The sequence below is a fragment of the Oceanomicrobium pacificus genome, from assembly GCF_009833495.1.
GTDB classification, from domain to species: domain Bacteria; phylum Pseudomonadota; class Alphaproteobacteria; order Rhodobacterales; family Rhodobacteraceae; genus Oceanomicrobium; species Oceanomicrobium pacificus.
In genome coordinates this window covers 1,094,899-1,109,717 of sequence record NZ_WUWG01000001.1, presented here as the reverse complement: position 1 = coordinate 1,109,717, position 14,819 = coordinate 1,094,899, and the positions used below count along the sequence as shown (strand labels likewise).

Annotated in this window: 13 protein-coding genes; 5 read left to right on the top strand and 8 right to left on the bottom strand. The window is 63.7% G+C overall.

Annotated features, from left to right (window positions below):
• Positions 1-23: 23 nt before the first annotated feature.
• The 8 genes from GSH16_RS05465 to GSH16_RS05430 all read right to left on the bottom strand — a co-directional run bounded on the left by GSH16_RS05465 (position 24) and on the right by GSH16_RS05430 (position 10,196).
• A complete protein-coding gene (locus GSH16_RS05465; RefSeq protein WP_160852668.1) occupies positions 24-1,274 on the bottom strand; it encodes an enolase C-terminal domain-like protein in 1,251 nt (416 codons plus the stop codon).
• Positions 1,267-2,421, bottom strand: coding sequence for an enolase C-terminal domain-like protein (locus tag GSH16_RS05460; RefSeq protein ID WP_160852666.1), 1,155 nt, complete (start codon positions 2,419-2,421; stop codon positions 1,267-1,269). Before GSH16_RS05460 ends, GSH16_RS05465 begins: the two co-directional genes overlap by 8 nt.
• Positions 2,422-2,433: 12 nt before the next feature.
• Positions 2,434-3,321 carry an alpha/beta hydrolase fold domain-containing protein gene (locus tag GSH16_RS05455; RefSeq protein ID WP_160852664.1) on the bottom strand — a complete coding sequence of 296 codons (888 nt, stop codon included), beginning with the start codon at positions 3,319-3,321 and terminating at the stop codon, positions 2,434-2,436.
• Positions 3,318-4,520 carry a mandelate racemase/muconate lactonizing enzyme family protein gene (locus GSH16_RS05450; RefSeq protein ID WP_160852662.1) on the bottom strand — a complete coding sequence of 401 codons (1,203 nt, stop codon included), beginning with the start codon at positions 4,518-4,520 and terminating at the stop codon, positions 3,318-3,320. The genes GSH16_RS05455 and GSH16_RS05450 overlap by 4 nt, the downstream gene beginning before the upstream one ends.
• Positions 4,517-6,220 (bottom strand): ABC transporter ATP-binding protein, encoded by a 1,704-nt coding sequence (locus GSH16_RS05445; protein WP_160852660.1) that lies wholly within the window; start codon positions 6,218-6,220, stop codon positions 4,517-4,519. Before GSH16_RS05445 ends, GSH16_RS05450 begins: the two co-directional genes overlap by 4 nt.
• Complete coding sequence (locus GSH16_RS05440; protein ID WP_160852658.1) at positions 6,195-7,334, bottom strand: ABC transporter permease; 1,140 nt, start codon at positions 7,332-7,334, stop codon at positions 6,195-6,197. The genes GSH16_RS05445 and GSH16_RS05440 overlap by 26 nt, the downstream gene beginning before the upstream one ends.
• Positions 7,327-8,313, bottom strand: coding sequence for an ABC transporter permease (locus GSH16_RS05435; protein ID WP_205523965.1), 987 nt, complete (start codon positions 8,311-8,313; stop codon positions 7,327-7,329). Before GSH16_RS05435 ends, GSH16_RS05440 begins: the two co-directional genes overlap by 8 nt.
• A gap of 65 nt (positions 8,314-8,378) precedes the next feature.
• Entirely contained in the window at positions 8,379-10,196 is a 1,818-nt protein-coding gene (locus GSH16_RS05430) for an ABC transporter substrate-binding protein (protein WP_235912935.1), read from the bottom strand.
• Between the two features lie 218 nt (positions 10,197-10,414).
• Between GSH16_RS05430 and GSH16_RS05425 the strand changes: the two genes are divergently transcribed.
• The 5 genes from GSH16_RS05425 (at position 10,415) to GSH16_RS05405 (ending at position 14,814) form a co-directional block, all read left to right on the top strand.
• Entirely contained in the window at positions 10,415-11,137 is a 723-nt protein-coding gene (locus GSH16_RS05425) for a FadR/GntR family transcriptional regulator (RefSeq protein ID WP_160852654.1), read from the top strand.
• 58 nt (positions 11,138-11,195) lie between these two features.
• Complete coding sequence (locus tag GSH16_RS05420; protein ID WP_160852652.1) at positions 11,196-12,374, top strand: mandelate racemase/muconate lactonizing enzyme family protein; 1,179 nt, start codon at positions 11,196-11,198, stop codon at positions 12,372-12,374.
• A 40-nt stretch (positions 12,375-12,414) separates the two neighbouring features.
• The gene (locus GSH16_RS05415) at positions 12,415-13,215 is read left to right on the top strand and encodes an NAD-dependent epimerase/dehydratase family protein (protein ID WP_205523964.1); all 801 of its coding nucleotides are present in this window, start codon (positions 12,415-12,417) and stop codon (positions 13,213-13,215) included.
• 257 nt (positions 13,216-13,472) lie between these two features.
• A complete protein-coding gene (locus tag GSH16_RS05410; RefSeq protein ID WP_160852650.1) occupies positions 13,473-14,210 on the top strand; it encodes an MlaA family lipoprotein in 738 nt (245 codons plus the stop codon).
• Positions 14,191-14,814 (top strand): MlaC/ttg2D family ABC transporter substrate-binding protein, encoded by a 624-nt coding sequence (locus GSH16_RS05405; RefSeq protein WP_160852648.1) that lies wholly within the window; start codon positions 14,191-14,193, stop codon positions 14,812-14,814. Before GSH16_RS05410 ends, GSH16_RS05405 begins: the two co-directional genes overlap by 20 nt.
• The last annotated feature ends 5 nt before the right edge of the window (positions 14,815-14,819 follow it).

Below are 14,819 nucleotides of genomic sequence, written 5' to 3'. Positions count from 1 at the left end.
TCTATCCTGCGCCGGTCGCGCGATCAGAATTTCGGGCGGGCGAATTCCCAATCGGGCTGGTACTTCTTCATTTCCGTCGCGTCGTCGCGCTCGGTGAACCCGCAGTCGAGATAGTTCTGGTGCAGCCGTGCCAGTTCCGACCGGTCGAGCGTGACGCCGAGACCCGGCCCCTCGGGCAAGGTCACCTTGCCGCCCCGGAAGGGCAGTTTGCCGCCCTCGATCACCTCATCGGTCTGCCATGGCGAATGGCTGTCGCAATCATAGGTCAGATTGGGCGTTGCCGCTGCCAGATGGGCCATGGCCGCAAGACTGATGCCCAGATGCGAATTGGAATGCATCGACAGGCCAAGTCCCCAGATCTCGCAGACCCGCGCCAGTTCGCGGCTGGCCTGCAGCCCGCCCCAGTAATGATGGTCCGACAGGATCACCCGGAATGCATCCTGCGCCATGTTGGGCGGCAGGTGCGACGGGTGAACCACATACATGTTGGTGGCGAGCGGCGTGTCCGTCGCGGCCTGCACGCGGGCATTGCCCTCCAGCCCCACGGTCGGGTCTTCGAGATATTCCACAAGCCCGTCGAGTTGCGGCAGGAGCTTCAGCGTTGTCTCCACGGTCCAGCCGCCATTGGGGTCGATCCGGAGCGGCGCATCGGGGAAGGCGTCGCGCAGGGCGCGCAGGCCGGCGATTTCCGCCTCCGGCTCCAGCACGCCGGCTTTCAGTTTCAGCGCCTTGAACCCGTGCAGATCGACCATCCGGCGGGCCTCGTCGACCAGTTGCTCGGGCGTCAGAACCTCGCCCCACACATCCGGGCCGCTTTCATGCTGGTGCTGGCCGAACTTGTAGAACAGATAGGCCGAGAAGGGCACGGCATCGCGCACCTGCCCGCCGAGCAGGTCCACGACCCGTCGCCCAGTGGCCTTGCCGAACGCGTCCCACATGGCGACCTCGATCGCGCCGCCCACACGCAGGACGAGCCGCCCCGCGCCGGTATTGTAGCCGTCCACCTGATCGGTGAGCGTCGCGTTGATCCGCGCCCAGAGCCCGTTCAGGTCGGTCACGTCGAGCCCCCGGCAGGCTTCGGCCACCGCGCGAACCCCGTCGATGGTCATGCTGTTGCCGTAGCTCTCCCCCAGACCGATCACGCCGTCCTCGGTCTCCACCTCTATGATGGAGCGCAGCGCGAAGGGCTGGTGGCAGCCGGCATTGTTGAGGAGCGGTGGATCGTAGAAAGCGATCGGCGTGATCCGGATATCGGCGATGCGCGTGTCAGCCATTGACGAGGTTTCCTTCGATATATTCCATGTTCAGATCCTGCCCGAGACCCGGCTCGTTGCGGCCGTGGACATAGCCCTCCATGTCCATCTCGTCGTCGATCCGGTTCTGATATTCCTTCGGCTTGTCGTAATCGATGAACGGGTGCAGCAGGCCGCGCTCGACGAAGCTGGTGTTGTGGATGGCAAGCGCGACGGCAAGGTTGCCCGCACCGTGGCCGTGCATCTCGCAGGACATGTGGAAACATTCCGCCATGGCCGCGACCTTCATCGACGGGGTGATCCCGCCCACATCCCAAACACCGGACCGCACGAGGTCACAGGCATCGTTCTTGACCCATTCGCCGCGCGTCCAGTGCTTGCCGGTCATCGTCTCGGGGCCGAGGATGTTGAGCTTGGTGTTGGCGGTCAGCCACTGGTAGGAGGCCATGGACGCCTCCTCCATCGGCTCCTCCATCCAGCGGAAATCCAGTTCGGCCAGCCGGTCGGCGAGCCAGAGCGTGTCTGTCCGCGAATAGAAATGGTGCGGGTCGAGCATAAGCGGGATGTCGGGGCCGACAGCCTCGCGGACGGCCGCACAGGCCTTGTAATCCTTGCGCACGTCCGGCGCGCCGGGAACGGGCGGCATCCAGCCATGCAGCTTCACGGCCTTGTAGCCCCGCTCGTTCACCATCCATGATGCGAAACGGGCATAATCGTCCGGCGTAGCAAGCCCGTTTTCCAGATCGTCACCGCACATGGTCGAACCATAGGCGAGGATCTTGGGCCGCGCCCCGCCAAGCAGCTTCCAGACCGGCATGCCCGCCGCCTTGCCCTTGAGGTCCCAAAGGGCAAGGTCCACCGCCGTCAGCACACGGTCGGTCAGCATTTGCGCCGACAGGCGTTGCCATTTGTAGATCTTGTACCAGAGATGCTCGATCAGCAGCGGGTCTTCCCCGATGAGGTTCGGACGCACGAACCGGTCGAGCACGGCTTCCGACACATTGGCGGGGCTGACGATCACGCGGCCCTCGAGCCCCGTGTCGGTGGTGATGGTCAGAACCGCGTTGACGGTATCGCTCTCCGGACCCGGGTGACCATGCCCGTCGCTGTCGCGGACGGTGTTCGTCTTGTGGCGGAACCGCTGGACGGTGACACGTTCGATTTTCATGGGCAGGCTCCCTCAGGCATGCTGTTTCAGGAAACCGGCCGCGCGTGCGACGGCCCGGTCGGCCGACGGCACAAGGCGGCCGCGATTGATGAACCCGTGCGTGACGCCGGGCTCGATATGGAATTCATGCGCCGTTCCGGCCTGCGCGAGCGCAGCGGCAAAAGCCCGGCTGTCATCGAGCAGGACATCCAGTTCCGCCGCGATGACCACCGTGGGCGGCAGCCCGTCGAGCGCGTCCGAGGCAAGCGGCACCATCAGCGGGTCGGCGCGGTGCGCGGCGGCCGGGTCATACATGTCGAACAGCTCGATCATGCGCGCGCGTGTCAGTCCGTACCCGTCCGCATAGCGACGGTAGCTGTCGGTATCAAAATCGGCGCCGAGCACGCCATAGAAGAGCAGAAGACCGGACAGGCGCCCGGGCCGGGCCAGGGCGACTGCAGCCGCCAGATTGGCCCCCGCCGACGCGCCGCCTGCCGCGACCCGCGCGCCGTTCAGCCCCTGAACCTTGCCCGCGGAGGTGATCCAGTCGAGCGCGGCGAGGCAATCTTCAAGTCCTGCGGGGTAAGGACGGGCCGGGGCCAGCCGGTAGGAGATGCTGACGACATTGATCCCGCCAAGCACCGCCAGACCGCGGGCCGAACGGTCCTGCAACTCGATGGAGCCCCCCGTCCAACCGCCGCCGTGGATATAGAGAAGCGTGAGCGCATCCGCGCCGCCGCCGCGATACAGGCGTAGCCGCTGGGACTGGCCCGCGCCGCCCGTATATGTCAGGTCAACCGTCTCGACCGCCGGCCCGCCTTCGGACCAGAAGGCAGCGGCCTCTTCCGGCGACTGGAACTGTTCCGCCCTGGCAATGGCCGCGGCCATGCCGGGCGCGAAACTTCGTGCGGCGTCGTTCATCGCCGCAGCCTCCGGGCGCGGGACATGCGGGTCTGCATATGCACGGCTTCGTCCGCCGTGCCTAGCGTGTAGGCGTGGCCATCATCGACAGGCGCATCGGAAATGTTCCGGCTGGAGGGATATTTGGCGATCTCCTCCTTGATCAGTTCCACACCCAGGCCGGGCGCTGTCGGGATCGGCAGGCAGCCATCCTCGACCTGCAGGACGGGCGTCACGACCTCGTAGCGTCCCGGCCAGTCGAACTCCATCCGCTCCAGTTGCAGGATGTTCGGCACGGTCGCCATCACATGGAGTGCGGCAAATTCGGCCACCGGCCCAAGCGATCCGGAATGGGGCGCGAGCATGATCCCGTGCGGCTCGGCCATCGCGGCGATCTTGCGCATCTGGGTGATACCGCCGGCGCGGCCCGTATCCGGCTGGATCACGTCGACAAGGTCGCGCTCGATATAGGGCCGCAGCCCGTAGATCGTGCCGACCCGCTCGCCGGCCGCCAGCGGTACCGACACCGCGTCGCGCACCCGTGCGAGCATGTCGAGATTTTCCGGCGGCACCGGATCCTCGAAGAAGAGCAGATCGAGCTGTTCCAACTCGCGCCCGACAAGGATCGCATCCTGCGCGGTCATCCAACTGGGTCCATGCGCATCCACGGCAAGGTCGATATCCGGTCCGATCACGTCGCGCAGCATCCCGACACGGTCGAGATCGACAATGCCGGTGAAAGGCGTCTTGATCGTCTTGTAGCCCAGATCGATGAGCGCCTTCGCGCGCGTCTCGTCGCTCGCATGGCCATAGACCGGAATCCGGTCACGGATCGCGCCGCCGAGCAGTTGCCACACTGGTGCGCCCAGCGCCTTGCCCTTGATGTCCCAGAGCGCCATCTCGATGCCCGTGAGCGCCCCTGCCCCCACCGTGCCGGTCAGCCCGTGGCCGAGCATGGCGCGGTAGAGCTGGTTCCAGATCCGGTCGACATGCGCCGGGTCCTGCCCGATCAGCACATGGGCCAGATCCTGCACCGCGGTCTGCACGACGCGCGGCCAGCCCGAACATTCGCCCACGCCGGTCAGCCCCTCGTCGGTGGTGATTTCGACAAAGAGCCAGTTGCGCGAGCCGCGGAAGCCCGCATCGGCGCCAAGGACGCCGCTGCTGTCGGGCCGCGGGCCCACCTGCATCAGATAAGTGTCGACGGAAGTGATCTTCATGCGTCTGCCTGATATCTGTGGCGCTGGCGGGTGCCGCGCAGGGATGGATCGGGGATCGGGACCGAGGAGAGGAGCGCCTTGGTATAGGGGTGCTGCGGATCGGTGATGATCTGCTCGGTCTCGCCGATCTCGACGATCCGGCCCTGATACATGACCGCGACCCGGTCGCAGAAATAGCGGATCACCGCCATATCGTGGCTGATGAAGATGAAGCTGAGCCCCATCTCGGCCTGCAGCTTCAGAAGCAGGTCGAGCACCTGCGTCCGGATCGACACGTCGAGCGCTGATGTCGGCTCGTCCGCGATCACCAGTTTCGGCTCCAGCGCGATGGCGCGCGCCACCACGATCCGCTGCCGCTGGCCACCGGAAAAGGCATGCGGGTACCGTTCCATCATCGAGGGGTCGAGCCCGACCTCGGTCAGCAGTTTGGCGACGCGGTCCTCCAGTTCCTGCCCCGATGCGATCCCGTTCACGATGAGCGGTTCGGCGATGATCTGCTTCACCGTCATGCGCGGGTTGAGCGAGGCGAACGGGTCCTGGAAGATCATCCGGATCTGTTTGCGCGACTCGCGCAGTTGCGCGTCGCCGGCGGCCATGAGGTCCTGCCCCGCATAGTCGATCACGCCGGAATTGGGGTCATAGACCCGCGCGATGCAGCGCCCGACCGTGGTCTTGCCGGACCCGCTTTCACCCACGATGCCCAGCGCTTCGCCGCGTTTCAGCGTGAAGCTGACCCCGTCGACCGCCTTGGTCACATCGGTGACACGCTGGAAGAACCCTTCCTTCTTCTCGAACCGCAGATGCAGGTCTTCGACCCGCAGGATGTCGCCCTGGTCGCCGGTGGGCCGCACCTTCGCCTCGGCCGGTTCCTCAAGCCGCTTCACGGCGCCGAGCAGTTTCTGCGTGTAGGGATGCTGGGGCGCGTCGAAGATCTGGTGGATATCGCCCTTCTCCACCACATGGCCCTTTTCCATCACGACGACCTCGTCGGCGATCTCTGCCACCACGCCCATGTCATGGGTGATGAACATGATCGCCATGCCAAGCTCGGTCTGCAGCGACTTCATCAGATCGATGATTTCGGCCTGCGTGGTCACGTCGAGCGCGGTGGTCGGTTCATCCGCGATCAGCACATCGGGGCGGCAGGCCAGCGCCATGGCGATCATCGCGCGCTGGCGCATGCCGCCGGAGAACTCGAAGGAATAGCGGTCAACCGCCTTGTCGGGGTTCGGGATCTCGACCTGTTTCAGGGCCTCGACCGCCATCTGGCGCGCCTCGGCCTTGTCGACGTCCTGATGCAGCCGGATCGCCTCGACGATCTGGTTGCCGATCGTATGAACCGGCGACAGCGAGGACATGGGCTCCTGGAAGATCATGCCGATCCGCCCGCCGCGAATGTCACGGATCGCCTTGCCGCGCGGGTCGAGCGCGGTCAGGTCGGTCTCTCCGGTCCCGTCGGGATTGAAGGTGATCCGGCCGCCATTGATGACGCCCGGACGCGGCACCATGTTCAGGATCGCCCGCGCGGTGACGGATTTGCCCGACCCGGACTCGCCCACGATGCAGGTGGTCTTGCCGCGGTGCAGGTCGAAGCTCACGCCGTGCAGCACGTCGAACATGCCCTGCCGCATGTTGAACCCGATATTGAGGTTCTGAACCCGGAGAATGGGGTTGTCAGTGTCCATAAGGGTCTGCGGCATCACGCATGCCGTCTCCTAGAAAGTTGAAAGCCAGCACGGCCAGAACGACGAAACCGCCGGGAATGAAGAGCCAGGGCGCCTGGCTGATCGAGATGATGTTCTGCGCCTCCTTCAGGAGCACGCCCCACGAGATGGCCGGCGGGGTCAGGCCGAGCCCGAGGAAGGAGAGGCCGGTCTCCGCAAGGATCATCAACGGGATCGCCAGCGTCAGCGAGGCGATGATATGGCTCGTCAGTGACGGCAGCATGTGGCGGAAGATGATCCGCGCCTCGGACGCGCCGTCGAGCCGTGCGGCGATGACGAAATCATCGTTCTTCATGGCCAGGAAGCGTCCCCGCACCACGCGGCCAAGCTCGGTCCAGCCGACAAGACTGATGATGAGCGTGATGACGAAATACTGTTTGTAGATCGGCCAATCGGGTGGCAGCGACGCGGCCAGCGCCAGCCAGATCGGGATTGTCGGAAGCGACAGGACGAACTCGATCAGCCTCTGGATCGCGGCGTCGATCCGCCCGCCATAATAGCCGGATATCCCGCCGAGCGTGATGCCGAGCACAAGGCTGATCGCCACGCCCACCAAGCCGATCGACATGGATATGCGTGTGCCGTAGACGATCCGGCTGAACATGTCGCGTCCGAGCCGGTCGGCCCCGAAGATGAAGAACTTGTCGCGCGGGTTTTCCGTCGCGAAGAGTTTGATGTCGGTCGTCCAGATGCCCCAGAACTCGTATTCAGGGCCGCGGCCGAACAGTTCCAGATAGATCTTCTCGCCGGAATTCACGTAGGTGACAGCCAGCGTGTCGGGATCGCGCTCGCGGTCCATCTTCCACACGAAGGGCCGGATGCGGGTGCCTTCCTCCGTCCGGTCGATCAGGTGGATCATCTGCGGCGGGTGATAGACCGCGCGCCGGTTTTGCTTCGACGGATTGTCGGGCGCGACCACCTCGGCAAAGATCGAGATCAGGTAGAGAAACCCGATGATCCACAGGCTGAGCATCGCCATCTTGTGTTTCTTGAAGGCCCACCATGTCAGCTGCCACTGGGAGGCAATCGCCACATCGGAGCCGCTATGGCCGGTCTCCACGACGACGGTGGTTTCGGTCGTGTCACTCATAGCGCACCCGCGGGTCGAGAAGGACGAGAAGGATGTCGGAGATCAGCATGCCGATCACCGTCAGCGAGGAGAGCAGGAGCACGAAGGCCCCGGCCAGATACATGTCTTGGCTGAGCAGCGCCTGCAGCATCAGCGGACCGGCGGTCGGCAGGCTGAGCACGATGGCGGTCACGACCGCGCCCGATACGAGGTTGGGCAGCACCCAGCCGATGGTGGAAATGAACGGGTTCAGCGCCACGCGGACGGGGTATTTCATGATCAGCCAGAATTCCGACAGGCCCTTGGCGCGGGCCGTATCGACATAGGGCTTGTTCAGCTCGTCGAGCAGGTTGGCGCGCATGATCCGGATCAGGCTCGCGGTGGCGCTGGTGCCGAGCACGATCACCGGCAGCCAGAGATGTTTCATCAGGTCCCAGACCTTGCCCCAGCTCCACGGCGCATTCTTGTATTCAGAAGAGAAGAGCCCGCCCACATCGCTGCCGAAATGGACGACGCCGATATACATGAGGATCAGCGCCAAGAGGAAGTTCGGGGTGGCAAGGCCGATAAAGCCGATCGTGGTCGCGATATAGTCGCCGATCGAATATTTCCGGACCGCGGAATAGACACCGATCGGGAAGGCCACCGCCCAGGTGAAGAGGAGCGTCGCGAAGCTCAGGCACATGGTCAGGCCCATCCGCTCCCAGACAAGGTCGGACACGGGCTGGCGCCATTCGAAGGACATGCCGAAATCGCCCTGCAGGATGTTCCCGACCCATTTGAAATATTGCACGTAGAGCGGCTGATCGAGGCCGAAACGGGCGCGCAGGTTGTCGATCGAGGCCTGATCGAGGATTTCGTCGGATTCGCCCAGCTTGGCGATGTAGGTGGTCAGATAGTCGCCCGGCGGGGCCTGGATCAGCAGGAAGGCCACCACCGAGATGGCGAACATGAACGGGATCATCCAGATGATCCTCTTGAGAATAAAACGCCAAATCATTTCGGGAGATCCGTTTGTTCAGGGAGCACCGGCCCGCGGACGGGCCGGTGCGTCATTTCAAGGCCTTACTCGGCGAAGAAATACTGCTGCGGCAGGGTCGGACCCGGATCGGGGTACATCCATGCGCCCGGCAGGCTTTCCGGCACGTTGCGCAGCTTGGCGTTCACGACGCCCCACTGGTTCGGTGCGGTGGAGATGCCGAAGAACTCGAACTCGTCGGCCGCGATCTGGTGGATCTCGCGGAAGATGTCGAGCGCCTTGGCCTGGTCAGCCTCTGCCTTGAAGGCATCATAGAGGGCCAGACGTTTCTTCATGCTCTCCGGCGGCTCTTCGCCGTCCTTGCCGCCCGACAGATACCAGCGCGTCCACGGGATCGAGAACCAGCTGGCCTGCGGGTGGATCGAGACCACGTCACGCGGGCTGAGCGTCGGATCGAGACCGCCCGGTGCGCCCCAGACCATGAAGTCATGCTCGTTGGCCTCACCGCGGCTGTAGTAGATCGACCGTTCCACGCTCGACGTGGTCAGACCGACACCGATCTCGGCCCACTGCTCGCGGATGATCTCCAGCGCGTCACCCCAGTCGGGCTGTTCGACGCCCGGGAAGTTCACGTTGAAGATGAACGGGCGACCATCGGGCATCAGGCGGATGCCGTCACCGTTGCGCTCGGTCAGACCGGCCGCATCGAGCAGTTCGTTGGCCCGGTCCGGATCATATTCGGTGAACTGGGTGCCGAGCTGTTCGTTGTAGAGCACATGGCTCTTCGACGGCCCGATCTGCCACGGCTCGCCCTGACCCTGCCAGACGATGTCGATGATCTCCTCGCGGTCGATCCCGAGCGAAAGGGCAACACGCACATCCTTGTTGCGGATCAGCTCGCGCATCACCGGATCCTTGTGCGAATGGTTCAGGTGCACAGCCATGATGTTGGAGTTGGACGCCACGCGCTCGTAGAGCTTGTAGCCGCCTTTTTCCATATTCTCCGACAGGACCGGCTTGTTGGCCGGGTTGGAGATGCGGCGTGCCTGCATGTCGATATTGCCGGCAATGGCTTCGAGAAGGATCGCCTGGGCGTCCTGTGCCACGCCCCATTGCAGCTTGTCGACATAGGGCAGCTGGTTGCCCTCGGTGTCGACCTGCCAGAAATAGGGGTTCCGCTCCATGATGACCTGCGTGGAGCCGGCCGAATAGCCGTCGCCGGTCACGATCCACGGATCGAGCGTCGGACGGTCGGCATTGGCCCAGCGGTTCGGGGCCTCGACCTCGCCGCATTTCAGGCGGAAGAGGGCCGGCCAGTCTTCGACGGCCTCGGTCTCGTCCACCATCGCCTGCACATTGTCATTGTAGGCGGGGTGGAACTGCTTGCAGAAATGCTTGGCCCAGAGCACCGGCTCCTGCGCGAGCGGCGTGGCCAGCTCGGTCAGGAAGGTCCCGTAGGGCGCGGCAAATTTCAGCTTCACCGTGTAATCGTCGATCTTCTCGGCGGTCATCGTCTCGCCACCGACGACGAAACGGGCCGGTGCGTTGGGATAGAATTCCTCGTTGAGGAGCAGGTCCTCGACGAAGAACATGATGTCATCGGCGGTGAACGGCTCGCCGTCGGACCATTTCATTCCCTCGCGCAGCTTGAAGGTGAACTCGGAACTGTCCTCGTTCACTTCCCAGCTTTCCGCGACATTCGGGATCACTTCGGAGAAGTCGGGCTTCCAGCGCGTCAGGCCCTGGGGCGAGACGAAGCGCAGGATCGAGTTGTGGTCGTTCGACCCCGACAGGAAGCGGCGCATCGTGCCGCCATAGGTGCCCACTTCGCTCAGGGGCGTGATCACTTCGGGGTTGGCCGGCAGACGTTCGTCCACAGGCGGCAGGTCCATACCATCAAGCATCGGGGCTTGCTGATATGCGAATGCCCCGAGGGGCATCATCAACACGCCGATGGCGGCCGAAGCCAGCGACGCTTTTCGCCATATCTTTGACATTTCTTTCCTCCCTTGGCGCGCCTGAACGCGCTCTGTCAGTACGTTAAGTCTGCATTAAGAGGTCAATCTGTCAAACTAATTTTTCCAACTTGTAACCAATTCAAATCTGGGGCTATGCTGCCGGCATGGTAGAAGCCCTGTCCAACACCCCTTCCCGGACCGACCGGCGCGGCGCGCGTCTGGAGGAGCGTGTCTATACAGGCCTTCTCGATGATATCCGCCTTGGAAAATTCACGCTCGGCCAACGGCTTCCGAGCGAAACGGAACTTGCCAACCAGTATGGATGCTCGCGGCCCGTGATCCGTTCCGCGCTTGCTAAACTGCGGGAAAGTGGCCTGATTGTTTCCAGACAGGGCTCCGGTTCCTATGTCAGCAGCGGCCATCCGGGCAGCGGTTCCGGCTATGCTGCGCTCGACTCGATCAACGACATTGCGGGCTATTTCCGGTTCCGCAAACTCATCGAATCAGAGGCCGTGGCGCTCGCGGCCGCCCATGCCGGCCCTGAAGATATTGCCGCTCTGCGCCGGCTCGTGGCGCGGATGGACAAGCAGGCGGACAGCGGCGCGGCCACCGTGGAATCGGATATCGAGTTCCACGAACTTATTGCAAATTTGTCAAATAGCCGGTTCATCGTGGAGACCGTGCGCATGCTCCGGCCGCATTGGCTGTTCATCGGGAAATTCGTCCGGTCGCTTGGAAATTCCGGCTATCGCAGCGGCAAGCGCGACATGTCGGACGAGCATCTGGCGGTCATCGACGCGCTGGAGGCCGGCGATGCCGCTGCCGCGCGCAAGGCGATGCAGGCCCATATCGACGGGTCCGAGCGACGGGTCTTCAAGGGGGAATGATGGACCGGTTGCACGCGCCCGCCCGCCGCCCCGCATCTGAAAAGGGGCAGACCGAGCGATGAAAATCACCGGATTGCGCAGTTTCATGGCCCGCGACGGCAACCGCCCGCGCGTCATCGTCGCCATCGACACGGATGAGGGCATCACCGGCTGGGGCGAATGCTACAATCACGGACCCGACCGCGCGCTGCCGCCGCTCCTCGACTATCTCTACCTGCAGATCGAGGGCGAGGACCCGCGCCGGATCGAGCGGATCATCCTGAAGCTCCTCCAGCAATCGCGCTTCCCGCCCGGGGCGCTCGGGCTTGCGGCAATCTCGGCCATCGACCATGCGCTGTGGGACATTTCCGCCAAGGCCGTGGGCGTGCCTGTCTACATGCTCCTTGGCGGCCATGTGCGGGACCGGGTGCGGGTCTATCTGGGGGTCTACTCAGCCCCCGAGCCCGACAAGGTGAAAGACCATTGCGACCGGATGAATGCCGACTACGGGCTGACGGCGTTCAAACTGTCACCCTACCGCGCGGATATGCATGCGACCCCGTGGGGCAAGATGCTGCGGGCGACCACCGACTGGGTGGCGGAACTGACTTCGCTCTGCCCCGACTACGAGTTTGCCTTCGACGCGCATGCCAAGATTTTCGAACCGTGGCAGGCGGCGCAGCTTGGCAACGCACTCGCGCCCTTCAATCCGCTGTTCTACGAAGAACCGATGCGACCAGAGAATTTCGAGGCCTGGGGACGCTTGAAATCGGAAGTGAACGTGCCGCTCGCCACCGGCGAGAGCCTCTACTCGAAATTCGAGTTCCTGCGTCTGTTGCAGGTTGGCGGGGCGGACATCATCCAGCCCGATATATGCGTCGTCGGCGGCCTGCTGGAGATGCGCAAGATCGCGATGATGGCGGAATCCTTCTACGTTCCCGTCGCGCCCCACAATCCGATGGGCCCGCTCGCGACCGCCGTGAACCTGCATTTTGCCGCGGCCTGTCCCAACTTCAAGATCCTCGAATACCGTCTGCCCGGCACCATCGCCTATCTGAGCCGCGATCTTGCGCCCGAGGAGCAGAAGGCGGCCTATGTGACCGATCCGTACCTGCCGGTCGACGGGCATCTGGAGCTGCGCCCCGACCGCCCCGGCTGGGGGGTCGAGATCGACGAGGATTACCTGCAATCCGACCATTACATCCACTGGGAGCGCAAGCTGCCGGTCCGCCCAGACGGGTCGACCGGCTATACCTGAGCCCTCCTGCCGACCATCCCCGCATATCAACGAGAAAGACATGCTGAAAAAACTGCTGATCACCGGTGCCAACGGCAATCTTGGCGCGGTCTGCCGCGAACGGCTTGCCCCGATTGCCGAATCCGTCCGGCTGAGCGCCCGCAAGGGGCTGGGCGAGGCCGCCCCCCACGAGGAAATCGTCTATTGCGACCTGTCCGACAAGGATGCGGTCGAAGCGCTCGTCGACGGGTGCGACGGCATCGTCCACATGGGCGGCCAGGCGACGGAGGCCAAATGGGAGACCATCCGCAGCGCCAATATCGACGGGATGTTCAACCTCTACGAGGCCGCGCGCAAGTCGAGCGTGACACCGCGGATCGTCTTTGCCAGCTCCAACCACGCCATCGGCTACCACAAGCAGACCGACAGGCTCGACGCCAAGTCCCCGACACGGCCGGACGGGCTCTATGGCGTGTCCAAGGTCTTCGGCGAAGCCATGGCGAGCATGTATCACGACAAGTTCGGGATCGAGACGGCCTGCGTGCGCATCGGCTCCTGCTTCCCCGAGCCGCGCAACCACCGGATGCTCTCCACCTGGATGAGCTATGACGATTTCATCCTGATGATCGAGCGCATCTTCATGGTGCCGAAGCTCGGCTGCCCGATCATCTACGGCGCATCGGCGAACGACGCCTCATGGTGGGACAATCGGGAGGTTGCCTATATCGGCTGGCAGCCCAAGGACAATGCGGAAGCCTACCGCGCCAAGGTCGACGCCGAGGCCGAGCGGCCGGGCCTTGATGATGTAAACGCGGTCTATCACGGCGGCGCCTTCTGCGCCGATGGCATTCACGAGGATTGAGGCGCAGACAGCTGTCGCGCCTTTTCGCGCCCTGCATCCGCCCCGATGCAGGGCGTTTTCTGTGGCAACGCCCCGATCTGGCCCCGTCGCGCCACAGAGCGTGACAAAATTGGCGCAATCTGCGCCCTGCCGTGACCCTGATCGCACATTCTTGAGCAGGAAACCGCTGGAGCCGATGGAAATGCCGCGCAAACACCTATATGGCGAGGGAATAGATTTCGACTACCGGTCCGATTTTCACGAGGGGCAGCTGACGGATGGGGTGGAAAAGCAGAAGTCTGGCCGCTTGTGCGGTTCTGGGATTGGCTGGCTGTGCCGCGAACCCGGACCCCACATCGACCGTCTTCGATCCATTTGAAGAGCAGAACCGAGCCACGCACAATGCGAACGTGAGCCTCGACAGGAATGTCGTGCGCCCCTTTTCCAAGGGCTATGTCACCTATGTGCCGGAGATTTTCCGCATCTTCCTGCGCAATGTGATCACCAATCTCGAACAGCCCGCCATCGCGGTGAACCACGTGCTGCAGGGCGAGTTCGAGGATGCGGGCCATACGGTCGCGCGGTTCTCGTTCAACACGGTGCTTGGACTCGGCGGGCTGCTCGACCCGGCCACCGATTTCCAATTCGAGGAACGGCGCACCGGATTTGGCGAGACGCTGGAGGATTTCGGCGTCAACGAGGGCCCCTATGTGGTCCTGCCCTTCCTCGGCCCGAGCACCGAGCGCGAGGCTTTGGGGCGGTTCGTGGACTTCTTCTCGAACCCCTATACGAGCATCGTGCCGACAACCGTGTCGAACTATATTATCGTGGGCACCGGACTGACGCTGGTCGAGGACCGCCAGACCTTCGGCTCCACGATCGACAGCGTGTTCTATGATAGCGAGGACAGCTATATCGCTGCCCGCACCGCCTATCTGCAGTTTCTGCGGGCCCGGGCGGAAGGTGAAACAACGATCGAGAATCTGGAGGACCCCTATGCCGACCTACTCGAATGACCGCACTTGCTTTTCCCGCCGCGGGGCACTGGGTCTCGTCGCGGGCGCCGGTCTGCTGCTGGCGGCCATGCCCGCCGCGGCCCAGAGCACGGCACAGGGTCAGGCACATGTGGAAGCGGCCATGCGCGACGTGCTCGCGGTGGTCAATTCCGGCAAGTCGACCGGTCAGGCGGTGAATGACTTCCAGCGCATCCTGTCGAAATATGCCGATATGGCGATCATTTCGCGCTCGTCGCTCGGCAATGCTTGGCGGTCGGCAAGCGACGCCCAGAAACGCGCCTATGTGGCGGCCTACCAACCCTATCTGGCCCGCAAGTACGGCAAGCGGTTCGCCGATTTCAAAGGGTCCAGCTTCGCGGTGACGCGGGTGCGCGATGCCGGCAACAAGGGCGTGCTGGTGGAGGGCGAGGCCCGCGTACCAGGCCGCGCGCCGATCGCGGTCGAGTTCCAGGTGTCCAACCGGAGCGGGTCGATCAAGATCTACAACCTGATCATCGAAGGGATTTCGCTGCTCTCGTCGGAGCGCGAGGAGATCGGGCAGATGCTCGCCGCGCGTGGCAACAATATCGACAAGCTGACCGCAGACCTGCGCACTGCGGGCTGATCACG

What these genes read in the sequence shown, in the direction of transcription:
- GSH16_RS05465 (WP_160852668.1), bottom strand. Translation starts at nt 1,274, where the DNA reads ATGGCTGACACGCGCATCGCCGATATCCGGATCACGCCGATCGCTTTC.
- GSH16_RS05460 (WP_160852666.1), bottom strand. Translation starts at nt 2,421, where the DNA reads ATGAAAATCGAACGTGTCACCGTCCAGCGGTTCCGCCACAAGACGAAC.
- GSH16_RS05455 (WP_160852664.1), bottom strand. Translation starts at nt 3,321, where the DNA reads ATGAACGACGCCGCACGAAGTTTCGCGCCCGGCATGGCCGCGGCCATT.
- GSH16_RS05450 (WP_160852662.1), bottom strand. Translation starts at nt 4,520, where the DNA reads ATGAAGATCACTTCCGTCGACACTTATCTGATGCAGGTGGGCCCGCGG.
- GSH16_RS05445 (WP_160852660.1), bottom strand. Translation starts at nt 6,220, where the DNA reads ATGCCGCAGACCCTTATGGACACTGACAACCCCATTCTCCGGGTTCAG.
- GSH16_RS05440 (WP_160852658.1), bottom strand. Translation starts at nt 7,334, where the DNA reads ATGAGTGACACGACCGAAACCACCGTCGTCGTGGAGACCGGCCATAGC.
- GSH16_RS05435 (WP_205523965.1), bottom strand. Translation starts at nt 8,313, where the DNA reads ATGATTTGGCGTTTTATTCTCAAGAGGATCATCTGGATGATCCCGTTC.
- GSH16_RS05430 (WP_235912935.1), bottom strand. Translation starts at nt 10,196, where the DNA reads ATGCTTGATGGTATGGACCTGCCGCCTGTGGACGAACGTCTGCCGGCC.
- GSH16_RS05425 (WP_160852654.1), top strand. Translation starts at nt 10,415, where the DNA reads ATGGTAGAAGCCCTGTCCAACACCCCTTCCCGGACCGACCGGCGCGGC.
- GSH16_RS05420 (WP_160852652.1), top strand. Translation starts at nt 11,196, where the DNA reads ATGAAAATCACCGGATTGCGCAGTTTCATGGCCCGCGACGGCAACCGC.
- GSH16_RS05415 (WP_205523964.1), top strand. Translation starts at nt 12,415, where the DNA reads ATGCTGAAAAAACTGCTGATCACCGGTGCCAACGGCAATCTTGGCGCG.
- GSH16_RS05410 (WP_160852650.1), top strand. Translation starts at nt 13,473, where the DNA reads ATGGGGTGGAAAAGCAGAAGTCTGGCCGCTTGTGCGGTTCTGGGATTG.
- GSH16_RS05405 (WP_160852648.1), top strand. Translation starts at nt 14,191, where the DNA reads ATGCCGACCTACTCGAATGACCGCACTTGCTTTTCCCGCCGCGGGGCA.